General features: G+C 45.0%; 14 protein-coding genes. 7 read left to right on the top strand and 7 right to left on the bottom strand.

What is annotated here, in order from left to right; all coding sequences use genetic code 11:
* Positions 1 to 192: 192 nt before the first annotated feature.
* Positions 193 to 969, top strand: a complete 777-nt coding sequence (locus H6F77_RS03115) for a DUF4142 domain-containing protein (protein ID WP_190485256.1) — start codon at positions 193 to 195, stop codon at positions 967 to 969.
* Positions 970 to 1,057: 88 nt separating this feature from the next.
* Here the strand turns inward: H6F77_RS03115 and H6F77_RS03110 are convergent, their stop codons facing one another.
* The 5 genes from H6F77_RS03110 to H6F77_RS03090 form a co-directional block, all read right to left on the bottom strand.
* Entirely contained in the window at positions 1,058 to 1,735 is a 678-nt protein-coding gene (locus H6F77_RS03110; RefSeq protein ID WP_190485254.1) for a Uma2 family endonuclease, read from the bottom strand.
* 47 nt (positions 1,736 to 1,782) lie between these two features.
* A complete protein-coding gene (lnt, locus tag H6F77_RS03105) occupies positions 1,783 to 3,339 on the bottom strand; it encodes an apolipoprotein N-acyltransferase (protein WP_199321154.1) in 1,557 nt (518 codons plus the stop codon).
* Between the two features lie 362 nt (positions 3,340 to 3,701).
* A complete protein-coding gene (locus tag H6F77_RS03100) occupies positions 3,702 to 3,953 on the bottom strand; it encodes a hypothetical protein (protein ID WP_190485250.1) in 252 nt (83 codons plus the stop codon).
* Between the two features lie 70 nt (positions 3,954 to 4,023).
* Positions 4,024 to 6,660 (bottom strand): DNA gyrase subunit A, encoded by a 2,637-nt coding sequence (gyrA, locus tag H6F77_RS03095; protein ID WP_190485249.1) that lies wholly within the window; start codon positions 6,658 to 6,660, stop codon positions 4,024 to 4,026.
* Between the two features lie 212 nt (positions 6,661 to 6,872).
* Entirely contained in the window at positions 6,873 to 8,171 is a 1,299-nt protein-coding gene (locus H6F77_RS03090; RefSeq protein ID WP_309228791.1) for a chloride channel protein, read from the bottom strand.
* A gap of 243 nt (positions 8,172 to 8,414) precedes the next feature.
* Here H6F77_RS03090 and H6F77_RS03085 point away from each other — a divergent pair, with 243 nt between their 5' ends.
* On the top strand, positions 8,415 to 9,314 hold the full coding sequence (locus H6F77_RS03085; protein WP_190485248.1) for a tetratricopeptide repeat protein: 900 nt from the start codon (positions 8,415 to 8,417) through the stop codon (positions 9,312 to 9,314).
* A 230-nt stretch (positions 9,315 to 9,544) separates the two neighbouring features.
* The gene (locus H6F77_RS03080; RefSeq protein WP_190485247.1) at positions 9,545 to 10,807 is read left to right on the top strand and encodes a tetratricopeptide repeat protein; all 1,263 of its coding nucleotides are present in this window, start codon (positions 9,545 to 9,547) and stop codon (positions 10,805 to 10,807) included.
* 92 nt (positions 10,808 to 10,899) lie between these two features.
* Here the strand turns inward: H6F77_RS03080 and H6F77_RS03075 are convergent, their stop codons facing one another.
* Positions 10,900 to 11,559 (bottom strand): hypothetical protein, encoded by a 660-nt coding sequence (locus H6F77_RS03075; RefSeq protein WP_375335915.1) that lies wholly within the window; start codon positions 11,557 to 11,559, stop codon positions 10,900 to 10,902.
* 91 nt (positions 11,560 to 11,650) lie between these two features.
* Here H6F77_RS03075 and H6F77_RS03070 point away from each other — a divergent pair, with 91 nt between their 5' ends.
* From H6F77_RS03070 to H6F77_RS03055, 4 genes are all read left to right on the top strand, one after another.
* Positions 11,651 to 11,872 carry a hypothetical protein gene (locus tag H6F77_RS03070; protein WP_190485246.1) on the top strand — a complete coding sequence of 74 codons (222 nt, stop codon included), beginning with the start codon at positions 11,651 to 11,653 and terminating at the stop codon, positions 11,870 to 11,872.
* A gap of 86 nt (positions 11,873 to 11,958) precedes the next feature.
* Complete coding sequence (locus H6F77_RS03065) at positions 11,959 to 12,876, top strand: histone deacetylase family protein (RefSeq protein ID WP_190485245.1); 918 nt, start codon at positions 11,959 to 11,961, stop codon at positions 12,874 to 12,876.
* 285 nt (positions 12,877 to 13,161) lie between these two features.
* Positions 13,162 to 13,320 carry a hypothetical protein gene (locus H6F77_RS03060; RefSeq protein WP_190485244.1) on the top strand — a complete coding sequence of 53 codons (159 nt, stop codon included), beginning with the start codon at positions 13,162 to 13,164 and terminating at the stop codon, positions 13,318 to 13,320.
* A gap of 379 nt (positions 13,321 to 13,699) precedes the next feature.
* Positions 13,700 to 14,062, top strand: coding sequence for a hypothetical protein (locus H6F77_RS03055; protein WP_190485309.1), 363 nt, complete (start codon positions 13,700 to 13,702; stop codon positions 14,060 to 14,062).
* Here H6F77_RS03055 and H6F77_RS28200 read toward each other — a convergent pair.
* Positions 14,051 to 14,185 carry a hypothetical protein gene (locus H6F77_RS28200; RefSeq protein WP_255515683.1) on the bottom strand — a complete coding sequence of 45 codons (135 nt, stop codon included), beginning with the start codon at positions 14,183 to 14,185 and terminating at the stop codon, positions 14,051 to 14,053. The two genes, H6F77_RS03055 and H6F77_RS28200, sit on opposite strands and share 12 nt — an antisense overlap.
* Positions 14,186 to 14,402 lie beyond the last annotated feature (217 nt).

The following is a 14,402-nucleotide window of genomic DNA, read 5'->3' as shown; positions in this document are numbered from 1 at the left end:
GTTTTCTCTAGCCAGAGACAGAAAAGCTGACAATCCTAGTGCGAGTTGCGATCGCTGCATAAGTCGATTTTAGTATCAAGCGCTACATAGTTACATTTTGCAACCAACCTTACCTCAAGACAGAGGAAGTATATCGAAAGGTAACGAATCATTAAAAGAGTAAGTAACCTTTTTGAGAAACCGAATTTAGCCATGTTTAAAACACTAACCGTAACCAGCGCTTTGGTAGCAGCAGGATTATTAGGTGTATTGGAATCGTCAGCCATAGCTCAGACAAGCCGCCCCACAAGGTCTGCGCCTGCATCGTCCTCAAGCCGCAACCAGATTAGTGCCTTAGACAGGCAGTTTGTTATAGACGCCGCGCACGGGGGAATCGCGGAAGTAAAAATGGCGCAACTGGCATTGCAGAAGTCAACTAGCCCAGAGGTGAAGCGGTTCGCACAGCAGATGATCGATCAGCACACGCCAGCAAATAAGGAACTGATGCGGTTAGCCGCCCAGAAGGGAATCGCTGCTCCCACCGATGAGGGGCCGAAATATAAAGCAGCAATGATGCGAGTGATGCAGATGTCGGGAGATAGTTTCGACAAAGCATACATGAGCGAGGGTGGGGTTAACGGTCATCTTGAGGCGGCAGCCGTTTACCAGCGCCAAACCATGATGGGACAAGATCCAGATCTAAAAGCTTTTGCAGCTAAAATGCTGCCAGCCGTGCAGGGTCATTTGGAAATGGCTAGCATCATGACAGGTTATAGAGTTGCACGCGATGGCAATACTATGCCTGGGATGACTGGAACATCAGGGGCTAACACTACCATGCCTGGGATGACTGGGACGCAAAGGGGTAACACTACCATGCCTGGAATGACTGGGACGCAAGGGGGTAGCAATATGATGCCTGGGATGAATGGAACATCAGGGGGTAACACTACCACGCCTGCAACAACTGGTACACCAACGAGCAGATAAGATAGCGCCACAGAGAGATTAGTAACGCGATCGCACTTTATTACTTTCAAAAGAGAGTGCGATCGCACTCTCTTTTAGTAGTATTTTTTTAATTGAAAGCATCGGGATCTATACCGAGCGATCGCAGTTTTTCCTCTAATTTTCTAGCGCGTTGTTCTGCTTGGTAGGCGCGTTCTTCAGGCGTTAGAAATCTTTGCCCTTGCTCGTCGTACCAATAAAGCCACTCCCGCGTTATTCCTTGATAAGTTCCTCGTTCTCGTCCAATTGCTAAACCTATTTCCGGTAGCCAAAGCGGATTTCCCGACTGCAACACATATTCATCATTCACTAAGCGATAAACTTCTAGAGGTGCTTTTCTGCGGCGACGGGGATTGTAAACCGCATAGTACAACACTCCCATTTCGGCATAGAGTTTCTTCTTGGTGCTATATTCCCCGCCTGGTTTTTGGGAAACAACTTCTAGGGCTAAAATTGGTACGCGATTTTCTTCCCAAAGCAAGTAACTCAAGCGCAAGTCTTCGTGAAAAACGCGCTCGACTCCTAGACTCAAAAACCCATCTGGCGCGATCGCTGGTTTTTCTGGGTCATAATATATTCCCATATCAACACCAAAAAACCAATCTATGCGCTCTGCCCACACCATAGCCAGGATCTCTAAAAGCAGGTGGGGAATTAAATCTTGGAGTTGATTATCCACAGGTTTATCGTCGGAGTCGGGTAGATCCTCCGCAGAGGGCAAACAGTGCAGCGGGTTGTACTTAAACATGATGAATTAAACCATATTTCGATAATCCGATGGTAACTCCAATAATGTTATTGTATTGGCATTTTTGTGTCAGTCTGCTTTGTAGAAATAACTAGAGCGAGCGCTCCTACAACTAACAACAGTGGCGTTAACCAATCACCCCACCGCACATACAATGTCTGCGTCTGTCGCAGATAAATTGTATCTGCATGAACCTCATAAGAATTAATCCCAGAAAGCCATATTGTTCTACCGTGAGGGTCAACAATACCAGAATAACCAGTATTAGTTGCTCTTGCTGCCCACCTATCAGTTTCAATCGCCCGCATCACATCTTGGGCATGGTGTTGCGCTGGCATTTCTTTACTGTAATGGGCATTATTAGAAGCCGTGATAATAAATTGTCCCCCAGCCGCAGCTTGACGCTGGAAATGTTGGGCGAAAACAGATTCATAACAGATACTGACAATCGCCCGACCAAAAGGCGTGTCAAATAATTGAGTCGGCTCACCTGCAACCAGGTGAGCATCTAAAGGGGAAAGTCGGTCGATGAATCCGCCAAAAAATTCTTCAAATGGAATGAATTCTCCCAGGGGAACTAATTTTGCCTTGCTGTAGCGGCTAAAAACTTCCCCCGTTCCGGTGATAGTAAACAAGCTGTTAGTTATACTACGTCCCTCTTGGCCAAACGCTCCCAACCAGGCGACAACCTTATTTTCTAAAATAGCTGAGTAGAAAGAGCCACGTTTAATTTCATTTATATAAAATGGCAAGGCTGTTTCTGGTGTTAAAACAGCTTCTACGCCCGATGCAGCTAAAGTTTTATAACCCTCTGTATAGCCTTCGATAGCCCGACGCCAACCATCTGGGTAAAGCTTAATTTCATTGGGAACATTGCCCTGAATAATCCCTACTTTTAAGGCTGTTTCTGGGGATTGATTTAAAGGTTGGCTATATAGTGCAAAACCAAGTATATGTAGACTAATTAATAATCCAGTTGCAATTGCTAAATAAGTTTTATGAGGAACGAACCGCAAAGTACCAGAGGAAGGAAGAGGAGAATTAGTTTCTTTTTTGCGATTAATCCAAGCTTCGGCAATTAAGCCATTTACGGCTACAATTGCTGCTGTTACTGCGGTGGGGCCAGAGATTTGGCCTAAGTGCAAAATTGCTAAATTGTGGGGACTTTGGGTGTAAGAAAGTGATGTCCACCACAGCGACCCAAGGCTCCAGAAATATTCTAAAGCACACCATAGGGCAACACCTATGAGGACGCGAGAAACAGTTCTTAGCTTCGTTTTTTGAGTTTTCAGTTTTGAATTCAAAATTGCCATTGCTACGCCCCAAGCTGTGACTAAGGCTGCTCCCCAGAGGGTGATGAATGTCCAGCAGAAGAGTGCGATCGCTATACTAGCGAGCCAGGGAACCCCCATCCATGTCATGGGGTGAATCCCGGTAATCCAAAACAAAGCTAGACCGTGATAACCAATTCCCCAAACTAGAGAATTTTGGATTTTGGATTTTAGATTTTGGATTGGTATGGAACCAACAACCGCTACCCAGAGGGGAACTAAGGCAATCCATGCTAAGGGCCAAGCCGAAACTGGGGCGGTGGTAAGCCCCATCAAAATACCACCGACTAAACAAGGTAAAAGGTAAAAGGCATGATGTAAAACTGAAGAATATTTTCCTTGTTTTGCCTTTTTACTATTTACTTTTGCATTCATTTGTAATTCCTATAAAAATGCGATATAGCAAATTAACGAGCGTAATTTCTAAAGGTTGTTTCTTAGCTGCGCGATGCACTTCAAAATCTTTTCACGATTTTTTGAACTTTTCATCCATCGGGGCAGCCTACTGGCAAGACTGCTGTTAGACCATCCCCATTTTTCGTGGGGCGATCGCTCTCTAATTTCAGCTCTTACATAACTTTCTATAAAATCTAAATGCTCTTCATTATAAGCCCACAGCTTTTCACCACAACAGCTTATTTCCAACCATAAATGCACGCTGAAGTTTGATACAAACTGCTGCGCTGGTAAATATTTCCAATTGTTGATTTCAAGCTCTTTAAGATAACCACAATTTTTACATACCAGCCTACTGAAATATAAATTTCTGGTTTCAATTCTTTTTTATAAAAAATTATTGCATACTTGTGGCATTGGGGACAACGTGCAATAATTTCTTTTTTAAACTGCTCTAAGGTTTGGCGATTATCTTTGAATCTAACAGTCATTTTTAATATGACTTGCTATTGATAGGTTTTATATAGAAAGTAAGGTGGGCATTGCCCACCCTACTACTACCTATTCGCTCTCTTCTTCATCGCCTTCCGCAGTTGGGGGAACGAGAGCCACAGCTGCGATCGCATCATCCTCATCCAACCTTTGTACCCGCACTCCAGTTGCACCGCGAGATTGAGTTGAAATTGCATTCACAGCCTGACGGATAATAATCCCCCGGCTCGTTACCATCATCAACTCATCTTCTTCATTCACAATATGGAGGGCGGCTAACTTGTCTTTAGGTTTGCGGAATTTGGTTGCAACTAACCCTATCCCAGCCCGATTTTGCAATCGGAATTGCGATACTGGTACTCGCTTTCCATATCCTCCCATCGTAATCACCAGCACCCAAGGCCCTTCTGATTTGAGGTTTTGGGTTTCGGATTTTTGATTTTCAACTTGCTCTTCCGATTCGACAATTTCTACCTCGGAAGTAGCATCTCCCAATCCCAAATCCTCTGTCTCTGTAACGTCTTCAGCAATCTCCGATTCCTCGACTTCTACCAGGTTAGCAACAACTTGACCGGGCAAAATATCCATGCTGATCAGTTCATCGCCATTACGCAGAGACATTGCTTTAACTCCCCGCGTGGCGCGACCGAGGGGACGCAACTGCTCGTGGCTGGTTCTATAGTGAATAGCCATTCCCGCCCTTGAGCCAATGATAATGCTGTCATCAGCTCTTGCACGTCGCACCCACCGCAACTGATCTCCTTCTTCGAGAGAAATGGCAATCAATCCATTTGCCCGAATGTTGCTAAAAGCTGCCAGTTCGGTCTTTTTGATATAACCACCTTTGGTCATCATCACCAGATATTCGTCGCTGGTGAATTCTGATACTGGCACAATGGAAGTGATTTTTTCAGCGCGGGGAATCGGCAACATTTGCACGATTGGCGTTCCTTTTGCTGTGCGAGTTCCAGTTGGAATTTGGTACGCTCTCAGACAGTAGACTACGCCGCGATCGCTGAAGAATAAAATGCTGTCGTGATCGCAGCAGGTGAGGAAATGCTCGATGCCATCATCGTCCTTCATGCCGCTGCCTTTCTTGCCTCTGGTGTTGCGACTTTGCGCTTCAAAGGTGTTGACTGGCATCCGCTTGATATAACCCTGTTCGGTGAGCAATATCAAGGCTTTTTCATTGGCAATTAGGTCGGTGTCATCAATCTCGCCTTCTGCGTGTTCGATGATAGTCCGGCGCGGTGTCGAGTGCGTTTCCTTTATTTGCTGCACTTCGGTTTGAATGATTTCCAGGATGCGTTCGCGTCTAGCCAAGATATCCTGCAAATCTGCAATCCGCGCTTGCAACTCATCATGTTCAGCCCGAATTTTCTCCGCTTCCAGAGCTGTCAATCGCCGCAATTGCATTTGCAAAATTGCATCTGCTTGCGCCTCTGACAGTCCGTAGGTATCCATCAATTCTTGACGTGCGGTTGGTGCATCGGCAGCCCTACGAATTAGGCTAACAATTCCATCTAAATTCAGGAGTGCTATCAGCAATCCTTGCAACAAATGGTCGCGCTCTTGCGCTTTCCGCAATTCGTATCGCGTGCGCCTTGCGATACAATCGATGCGAAAATCTAAGAATACTTTAAGGAACTGGGAAAGCGTTAGTAGCTGGGGTTCGCCATTGACGATCGCGAGCATATTCGCTCCAAAGTTCCCTTGCAATGGAGTCTGCTTGTAGAGGTTATTAAGGACTACGCGCGGATAGGCATCACGCTTCAGCTCTATGACGATTCGCATGCCATCGCGATCGCTCTCATCCCGAATATCTGCAATACCTTCTAGGCGCTTTTCATTCACCATTTCTGCGATTTTTTCAATCAGCGCCGCCTTATTTGTTTGGTAAGGCAATTGCGTGATTATAATCGCTTCTCTGTCCGGACGCCCCCGATGTTCGATTGTTTCAATCTGGGCGACACCGCGCATGGTAATTGAACCGCGCCCCGTCGTGTAGGCTTCTTTAATCCCAGAAGTTCCCAAAATCTGCCCGCCCGTAGGAAAATCGGGGCCGGGGATGTATTGCATCAGCTGGATATCGGTAATTTCTGGATTGTTGATTAGGGCAATTAAGCCATTAATCAACTCTCCGAGATTGTGGGGCGGAATGTTTGTTGCCATCCCCACAGCAATCCCGCTTGAACCGTTAAGCAACAACTGCGGAACCCGTGCTGGTAATACCAGCGGTTCTTGCTGGGAACCGTCGAAGTTATCGCCGAAGTCAACAGTTTCCGATTCGATGTCTTGCAACATCGCGTCCGTCGTCAGCTGTTGCAGACGGCACTCGGTATAACGCATTGCTGCGGGAGGGTCGTTGTCAACCGAGCCAAAGTTGCCATGCCCGTTAATTAGGGGCGATCGCATGGAAAAATCCTGCGCCATCCTCACTAAGGCATCGTACACTGCCGTGTCGCCGTGCGGGTGATATTTACCCAGCACTTCCCCCACAACCCTCGCGCACTTACGAAACGGTCTGTCTGGCATCAAGCCCAACTCGTGCATTGCGTAGAGGATGCGTCGGTGTACGGGTTTTAGCCCATCTCTGGCATCTGGAAGTGCCCGACCGACAATCACGCTCATTGCGTATTCCAGGTAAGACCGGGACATTTCGCCCCCTAAATCCGTGGGGATAATCCGCTCCTGGGAGAAGGTCATACTGTAAATAGCTCCAAAAGTGTAGAATATAGACAGATATCGAGCAAAAACTTGCCAAAAGTTCTGCCTTAATTCCAAAGAATGATAAGTTATATTAAAATTTTATCACATTTGGCCTTTTATCTGCCACTAGCCAAAGTTTATAGATAATAATTTGTGGTTCCAGGTTCCCGAAAAAAGACCGCAATTAGCTATTAACAACTAATAACTATTCATTCAGCGATCGCACTGCGCTTTGTCTTGAGTTGAGATGTAATTAAAGGCACTTTGGGAGCCAGAAAAAAGCCAATTAAACTCGCAAATAAAATTGGCGTGAACGGGCTGATGTTAGTCAGTTTCGCTAGCAGCAAAGTCGTACTCACAGGCGTGCGCGTCACCCCTGCATTAAGCGCAGCCATAGTACAGATTGTGGCTAAAGCAGGATTCACTCCAGGAATTAACATTGCCACTGCTTTGCCAATACAAGCACCCGTGAAAAACAAGGGGATAATAAACCCACCGCGCCAACCGCCAGTAACCGTAACGCCGATTGCGGTCATTTTTGCAGCAGCTAGAGCTATAAGGAAAAACGCAGGAAAGTTACTATCGAGAAGAGAGTCTAATTCCTCATGTCCAAAATAGCGAGTTAGGGGGTAGCTTGCGGCTAAAATGCCTAGTACCAAACCTGCTACTGTAGTGCGTACATAAATCGGCCCTGGAAGGATAGAAAAAGCGCGATCGCACCCGCGAAAAATACTCATAAAAATCCATCCAGCCGCTGCCCCAATTATCCCAAACAAAATAGCCGCACCAAAATCGTCAAATTCGGTTAAACCATACTGGGGAAAATGCCAGGTTGGTGCAATTCCTAAATGGGTAATTGCGGCAAAAACCAAATAACTAGCGCAACTAGAAACAATGGCTGGCATTAGCGCTTCGTAATACTCTAAAACGTGTTGGTGGTGCAAAATTTCTAAGGCAAACATAGCACCGCCAAGAGGTGCGCCAAACAACGCAGTGAAGCCAGCAGCCATCGCCGCCAAACTCATGGATCTAAGATCTTCCCCTTCCAGTTTTAATCGGTCAGCCACCCAAGTACCAAAAGATCCTGTAACTTGTACCAGCGGTGCTTCTGGGCCAGCGCTACCGCCTGCCGATATGCTAACTAAAGAGGCAAGAATCATCGAGGGATTTTTGCGAGCATCCAGCCTTCCGCCGCGAAAGTGGATGTTATCGACAATTACCGCAATTTCGCCAGGATTCCCCATAAAATGGATAATTAGGCCGATAACTAAACCAGCGAGTGGCATGACGATGAGTAAACTCGCCCCCTGAAATTTTTGCAGCCCATGAATCATCAACTCTAGGACATTCCAGTACAAGCTAGCGAATAAGCCACAAACAGTACCGACAATAGCCCAACGTAAAACCCAGCGCGAAATCATTAACGGATTACGCTTTACAAGCCCTGAAAGCTGAGTAAACGCCCAATGTTGAGTTTTCTTGGGGCTATTGCTTTTTTTTGGTAACACAGATGTCTCCTAGCGATCGCAGCTAAATAGCATATACTCCGCCATGACTCGCAATCTGGCGTGAAACTTCTACTTATTAAATAATAAAGTGAATCTTAAGCTACAAAGTATTGGCATTAACTATGGGTTAACTGCATTTACGCTAATAGGAGAACTATACTGACAGCACTAAAAGTGTTTAATTATGTAGATAATAGCGATCCTTATATCTTCCGATAGAGGTAGAATTGAGTAAAAAAAACTATGAAACAGCTTCACTTGGCAATCGGCATTTTCGGTCTAGCTACTACTTTAGCCAGCATTAGCCCTAAAGTTTACGCCTTACCTTCCCCAAACATTATCCTTGCTCAAAACAACGCCGAATACTTTTTTAGTGGCGGTATGGAAAAAGCTAATAAAGGCGATTTCACGGGGGCGATCGCTGATTTCACAGAAGCAGTTAGAATAAATCCTAACTATTCCGACGCTTACTATAACCGGGGGCTTGCACGCGCCGCAAGCCAGGATTTACAAGGGGCAATTGAAGATTATACCCTGGCAATAGAAGTTAATCAGCAGTGGGGGAATAATAGCATTTCTTTCGCCTACAATAACCGGGGTAATGCTGTTAACAATTTAGGAGATGTTGAAGCCGCGATCGCCGATTACGATCGGGCAATTAATGCCAACCCAGATTTAGCGGAAACATACATCAATCGTGGTGTTGCACGGAGCAATTTAGCAGATTTTCAAGGAGCGATCGCAGATTACAACAAAGCAATCGAACTACAACCTAACAATGCTTTAGCTTACAATAATAGAGGCTCTGCCCAACGCAATTTGGGAGATTCTAAAGGAGCGATCGCCGATTACACTAAGGCGATAGAACTACAGCCAAATTTTGCCTTAGCCTATAACAACCGGGGTAATGCTCGTAACGATATCAAAGATTATAAAGGAGCGATCGCCGATTACACCGAAGCGATTAATCTCAATCCTAATGATGCTACTGCTTACAACAATCGGGGTATTGTCCGCGTTAAAATGAAAGACAAACCGGGGGCACTTCAAGATTTGCAAGCAGCAGCGCAACTTTACGAGCAGCAAGCTAACCAATCTGGCTACGAACAAATAATGCCTATAATTCTCAACCTTCAGAATTAGCAACAAAATTGTGCTGCAATATTTGAGTCAAAAATAAGGATTAGATGGTGAATACTGAGGAATGTTCCAAAGAACAGACCTTATATTTCAGTCTCCAGTCTCCCATTTATCCCCATGATAGCAAGGGAGGATATGTTCAATTTGGAAACATTTAAAATAATGGCTCAAATGGAATAGCGATCGCGTCTGTCTAGCGGAGAACGATATTAAAGGTTAAATTTATCAAGTCCATGCACAAATCAATCGCTATTCTCGGAACTTTTGTTGGCATACTTAGCATAAATTATACTATAAATGTATTGCATTCCCCCAACCTTGTCGCGCAAATGACGAGCGCAGAGGATTTCTACAAACAGGGAATGCAGAAGCTGGAACTACAAGATTTTCAAGGAGCGATCGCGCTATTCAACCAAGCAATTAATCAAAATCCCAATAATGCGGAAGCTTACCTTTATCGGGGGCTTGCGAAGCGCGGTTTATCTGATTCTATGGGCGCGTTAGCCGATTTTAAAGATGCATTGCGCCTCGATTCCAGCTATGGAGATGCTATTAAAACGTCTCAGCGCCATCCCAAACTTAACCCAGCTTACGACATCCTGAACAATGCCCGTCAGCAATATTTTAGCGAAGTTATCGAGCGTAACCCTAACGATGTTCAAGCTTATTTCTATCGGGGAATTGCCAATAGATACTCAGATACTCAACAGGCGATCGCCGATCTTACTAAAGTAATAAGCTTGCAACCCAACAATGCTGAAGCCTTCTTTTATCGGGGGACTTTCAACAGCCAATATGACGCAGATAAAGCGATCGCTGATTTCAACGAGGCGATTCGGCTTAATCCTAAATATACTGAAGCCTATCTCCAGCGAGGGGCAATTTACGCACATACAAACAAAGAACGTCAAGCCATCTCCGATTATGAGACTAGCATTCGGGTAAATCCCAACAATGCAGACTCCTACTTAAACAGATCGGGTATTCGTGAAAAACAGGGGGATATTAAAGGAGCGAGCGCAGATCTTACAGAGGCAATTCGCCTTAAACCTGACGAATTAGCTAGACTCTACACTAGCAGAGGAGAACTTCATCTTAAGCTAAAAGATACTCAAAAAGGGCTTGCAGATTATAGCGAAGCTATTCGCTATGCAAGCGACGTTAAGGATTACATTGGCGGAGGCTATCCATCATATATGGCGTATGGAAGGAGGGCAAATCTGCGCGATGAACTTAAAGATTATCAAGGAGCGATCGCCGATTACACCCAACTCATCCGCCTTGCTCCTCCTGGTAGTGCTTTCGATGGCGCTATTAATTCATCCGATATTTGGGCTGATGCTTACTTTAGACGCGCAGAGGCTAAAATTAAAATTAGTGACACGCGCGGGGCGCTTCAGGATTATCGCCAAGCTGTAAAATATTTTAGCGAACGGGGTTGGCAGACAGATAACTACAAAAAGGCAACCGCGCAGATTAAGAAGCTTCAGAAATAGTAAAACCTCACGCTTATTACTATTTTTTGCTACACCCTACAGGCGATCGCTTAAATCATTCTTTCAGGTAAAGCAAGTGATGCGCGATCGCCTTAATTTTGATCGATCAACTGTAATTCACACTGTTGGAAAACATAGTTTATCGCTGCCAATAGCTTATCTAACTCTCGAATTGTATAAAAATTAATATCTTTAGTAAAAACATCCCCAGTAAGTTTACCAAACTGCCATATACCACCATTAGATGCCATTCCATATATTGTCTGGTTCGGTTCGTTATTAATCTTCTGTGCTGCAATCATCTCCGCCAGACATTGCCCCCATCCTTCCTCAAAGTTGTCCTTTTTTGCCTCGACAAGCACCAAATAAGGTTTATCAAAAATTATTTTTCCCAGGGGCGATCGCTTTGCCAAAATATAATCAGGAACGCCAGACAATTTTGGATCGTAATTTAAAGGCTGATGACTCCACAAAATGAAGTTGTTACGATAAAGCTTCCACACTTCTCGCAAAATAGGATAAATTTGACTTTCACAAATAGCAGCTTCCGAATTATCAATTACTAACTCTCTCAGATTTAAGGCTAACTCATCTCTAAAATAATCATTGACGGGAAACTCTGTTTCTACAATACAGGCAGCTTCGACATATTTAATTTGATATTCTTTGGCAACTGTGCCAATATTCTTATAATCGCTAAAGGGCATATCAAGTATGGTAGGCAACGTCGGGCTAGGTTTACTGTAATTCATATTATCCAATCTAAGCCTCAAGATAGTGTGTGCTTCGGAGGGATAAGTTTAAGCTGAATTACATAAATGCAATGAATTTGGAAAAAAAATTATGAACGAGGAAACAGCTTCTAAAGACGCAACGCAGAACGAAGAAATCGATCCAGCAACAGCAAAACGGCTTGAGGTGTTTAAGGAAAATATCAAACATCCTCCCGCCATGATCGACACTTTGGAAGAACTATCACCAGCAGAACTTTTGAGTAATCCTGCTGTAGCACCTGAAATGGTTGACGATATGCGCGATATAAGAGGCGATTTGACGCGAGATTAGCCAAGGTTCTGCTGTAAGTAAGGATACAATGCCAGAAACAGCGATCGCTGTCTGTCATGTATCCTGCTACCTACAGTTCCCCGATTATGCTGCCTGTAATTTACTCGGATGAGTTTCTCAAGCACGACACTGGTCGATATCACCCAGAGCGACCAGAACGCTTAACTGCTATTGTAAACGCCTTAAAAGATGCTCCTTGGGCATCTCAAATTGACTGGCAGCTACCAACGCCTCTAGACAAGCGATCGGTGATGCCTCTGCTGCAAAGCATCCACGAGGAGAGCTATATTAACCGAGTCCGAGACTTGGCGCTGGGTGGCGGCGGTGGTTTGGATATGGATACTCCCGTTTCCCCGCGCAGCTACAATGTGGCTTTGCTAGCCGTAAATGCTTGGTTGGATGGCGTCGATCGCGTAGTAGAAACTGGCAACCCGGCATTTGTCCTCGCACGTCCCCCAGGACACCACGCCACAATTAATACGGGGATGGGGTTTTGTCTATTTTCCAATGCGGCGATCGCGGCTCGCTACGCTCTCGATCAACCAGGAATCAATCGCGTTGCTATCCTCGACTGGGACGTGCATCACGGTAACGGCACGCAAGACATAGTAGAAACCCATCCCCAAATTGTTTACTGTTCGCTGCATCAGTCTCCCTGTTATCCCGGTACGGGTTATGCAAGCGATCGCGGCGAACATAACAACGTCCTGAACGTTCCAATGGTTCCCAGCAGCACGGTAGCTGAGTATCAACTGGCATTTGAACAGAAGGCGATCCCATTTTTAAAGAATTTTCAGCCTGATTTGCTGATTGTCAGCGCTGGCTACGACGCCAATGCAGCAGATCCGTTAGCGGGGATTTCTTTGCAACCACAAGATTTTGGCCTGTTCACCGATTATTGTCTGCAAGTTACCCGCCGCATCGTTTTTGGTCTGGAAGGAGGATACGATCTTTCTGCTCTTTCTCAGTCTGTAGTGGCGACTATTGAGCGTTGTTTGATTTAGAACTATAACAAAAATCAAAAGTCGCAAGTACAAAGTCCGGAGCCTATATCCATGCGGCGATCGCGCTGATTTACTCAATATAATTTCACAGTATTTTCACGTAAAGCCAGGGTATGAAATGATTCCTGTATTTATATATGTTTAATCATAACCGTGTAACTACGCAGGAAATATTTCATTAAAAGGGTAAATCTAGTGATCTCTCGGTGGAATTTAACAGTCACGCAATGGAGTAATAGTAATTAAGGAAGACAAACGACAGCCAAGGGCTGGGAAGACTAAGCCATGACGACCTACATTTCTTTAGACGCCGCACTCAAAATGCTTGAAAACGCATATCTGGTTTCAGCGTTTGTGCTACTTGCGGGTTCTTACATCGGTTTGGCTGCGATCGCAAAGAGTGAAAATTCTGACGACAGTTCACCCTTACCCAAGTGGTTTTAGAAAAATCAGTTGATTTGGGCGATCGCTAGGGTAATTTGGGCGATCGCTACTACACCCCCTTTGAGGGATACGCGCTCATCGACTTAGCGAAGCTCTTATTTAAACGCCGATGTCGGTGGTGTGCGCGTTGCTACAATTCCCCGTTATAGATTTTTGACATATCTGCCTTTTCGTAATGGCAGCGATCGCCCCACACTGCTTGGGTTAGCAGCTCCAATTTGGTATCTTAGAGTTTTTTCTCTAAGGGAAGTAAATTGCCAGCGAGTGGCAGTTCATAAAGAAATAACATTGATATCCCTCTTTGGGTACATTTGTATACATCTTTGGGTATACTTGGCAAAATTGCGATCGCTGTAAAGGAGAAACGCAAGTGCCAAGCATGAATTCTTTAGAGTTAGAAACAGAAATCGGCAAGATGGCTAGGGCGATGATGACTCGTAACACCCTAATAGGGGGCGATCTCATAGCCAATCTGAGAACACAGATGACGGTAGAAGATGTGGCGGGTTTAATGCTTGTCAGTATCGAGCGCGTGATCTGGTTTGACGCCGATTCAGTTATCTGGACGATAAAACATCTGATTCCTGCTGATATTCTGCAAGAAATCCAAGCGATCGCTTCTGTCGCAGTCTGCAAGCGGTTGATTCGCAATGGATTTATACCAGGAAAAGACTTTAGCGTGGATGCAACTGGCAAACTGCTACTAAATGACAGTGCTAAAACATCCGTATTAGTTCGTTGAGGCAAAGTGAGGCACGCTGAACGTCAGCCGTTGGGGAAACCAGGTTTCTTCTGGGTAGTTAATAAACCTACTTGCTGCTTGTGCTGAGGAACGCAGCTTGCGATAGTTGCTTTGAGAAACCAAGTTTTTACAGCTAAGTTAAGTCACAAAATTAACCGACAAGCATCGTGGCAAAGGGGAGATGGGTGCAGGCTCATCGCTGGGATGCGATCGCGATACGGATTTCAATATAGCAATCCTAAATCAGTTGTGAGAATCTAAAGAGAGCTGAAATTTCCTTGAAATTAGACTCTGATGCGAGCTGACTTAAATAAGTTGATCCAGTCAAACCCAGACTGTC

This window comes from Microcoleus sp. FACHB-831 (assembly GCF_014695585.1).
In the GTDB taxonomy this organism is placed as follows: domain Bacteria; phylum Cyanobacteriota; class Cyanobacteriia; order Cyanobacteriales; family FACHB-T130; genus FACHB-831.
Note: the sequence above shows the minus strand (reverse complement) of the source record. Positions and strands in the feature narration are given on the sequence as shown.

Coding starts and splice junctions, on each gene's coding strand:
- H6F77_RS03070 (WP_190485246.1), top strand. CDS start 11,651: ATGAACGAGGAAACAGCTTCTAAAGACGCAACGCAGAACGAAGAAATC.
- H6F77_RS03065 (WP_190485245.1), top strand. CDS start 11,959: ATGCTGCCTGTAATTTACTCGGATGAGTTTCTCAAGCACGACACTGGT.
- H6F77_RS03080 (WP_190485247.1), top strand. CDS start 9,545: ATGCACAAATCAATCGCTATTCTCGGAACTTTTGTTGGCATACTTAGC.
- lnt (WP_199321154.1), bottom strand. CDS start 3,339: ATGGGGCTTACCACCGCCCCAGTTTCGGCTTGGCCCTTAGCATGGATT.
- H6F77_RS03060 (WP_190485244.1), top strand. CDS start 13,162: ATGACGACCTACATTTCTTTAGACGCCGCACTCAAAATGCTTGAAAAC.
- H6F77_RS03075 (WP_375335915.1), bottom strand. CDS start 11,559: ATGAATTACAGTAAACCTAGCCCGACGTTGCCTACCATACTTGATATG.
- H6F77_RS03085 (WP_190485248.1), top strand. CDS start 8,415: ATGAAACAGCTTCACTTGGCAATCGGCATTTTCGGTCTAGCTACTACT.
- H6F77_RS03110 (WP_190485254.1), bottom strand. CDS start 1,735: ATGTTTAAGTACAACCCGCTGCACTGTTTGCCCTCTGCGGAGGATCTA.
- H6F77_RS03055 (WP_190485309.1), top strand. CDS start 13,700: ATGAATTCTTTAGAGTTAGAAACAGAAATCGGCAAGATGGCTAGGGCG.
- gyrA (WP_190485249.1), bottom strand. CDS start 6,660: ATGACCTTCTCCCAGGAGCGGATTATCCCCACGGATTTAGGGGGCGAA.
- H6F77_RS03115 (WP_190485256.1), top strand. CDS start 193: ATGTTTAAAACACTAACCGTAACCAGCGCTTTGGTAGCAGCAGGATTA.
- H6F77_RS03100 (WP_190485250.1), bottom strand. CDS start 3,953: ATGACTGTTAGATTCAAAGATAATCGCCAAACCTTAGAGCAGTTTAAA.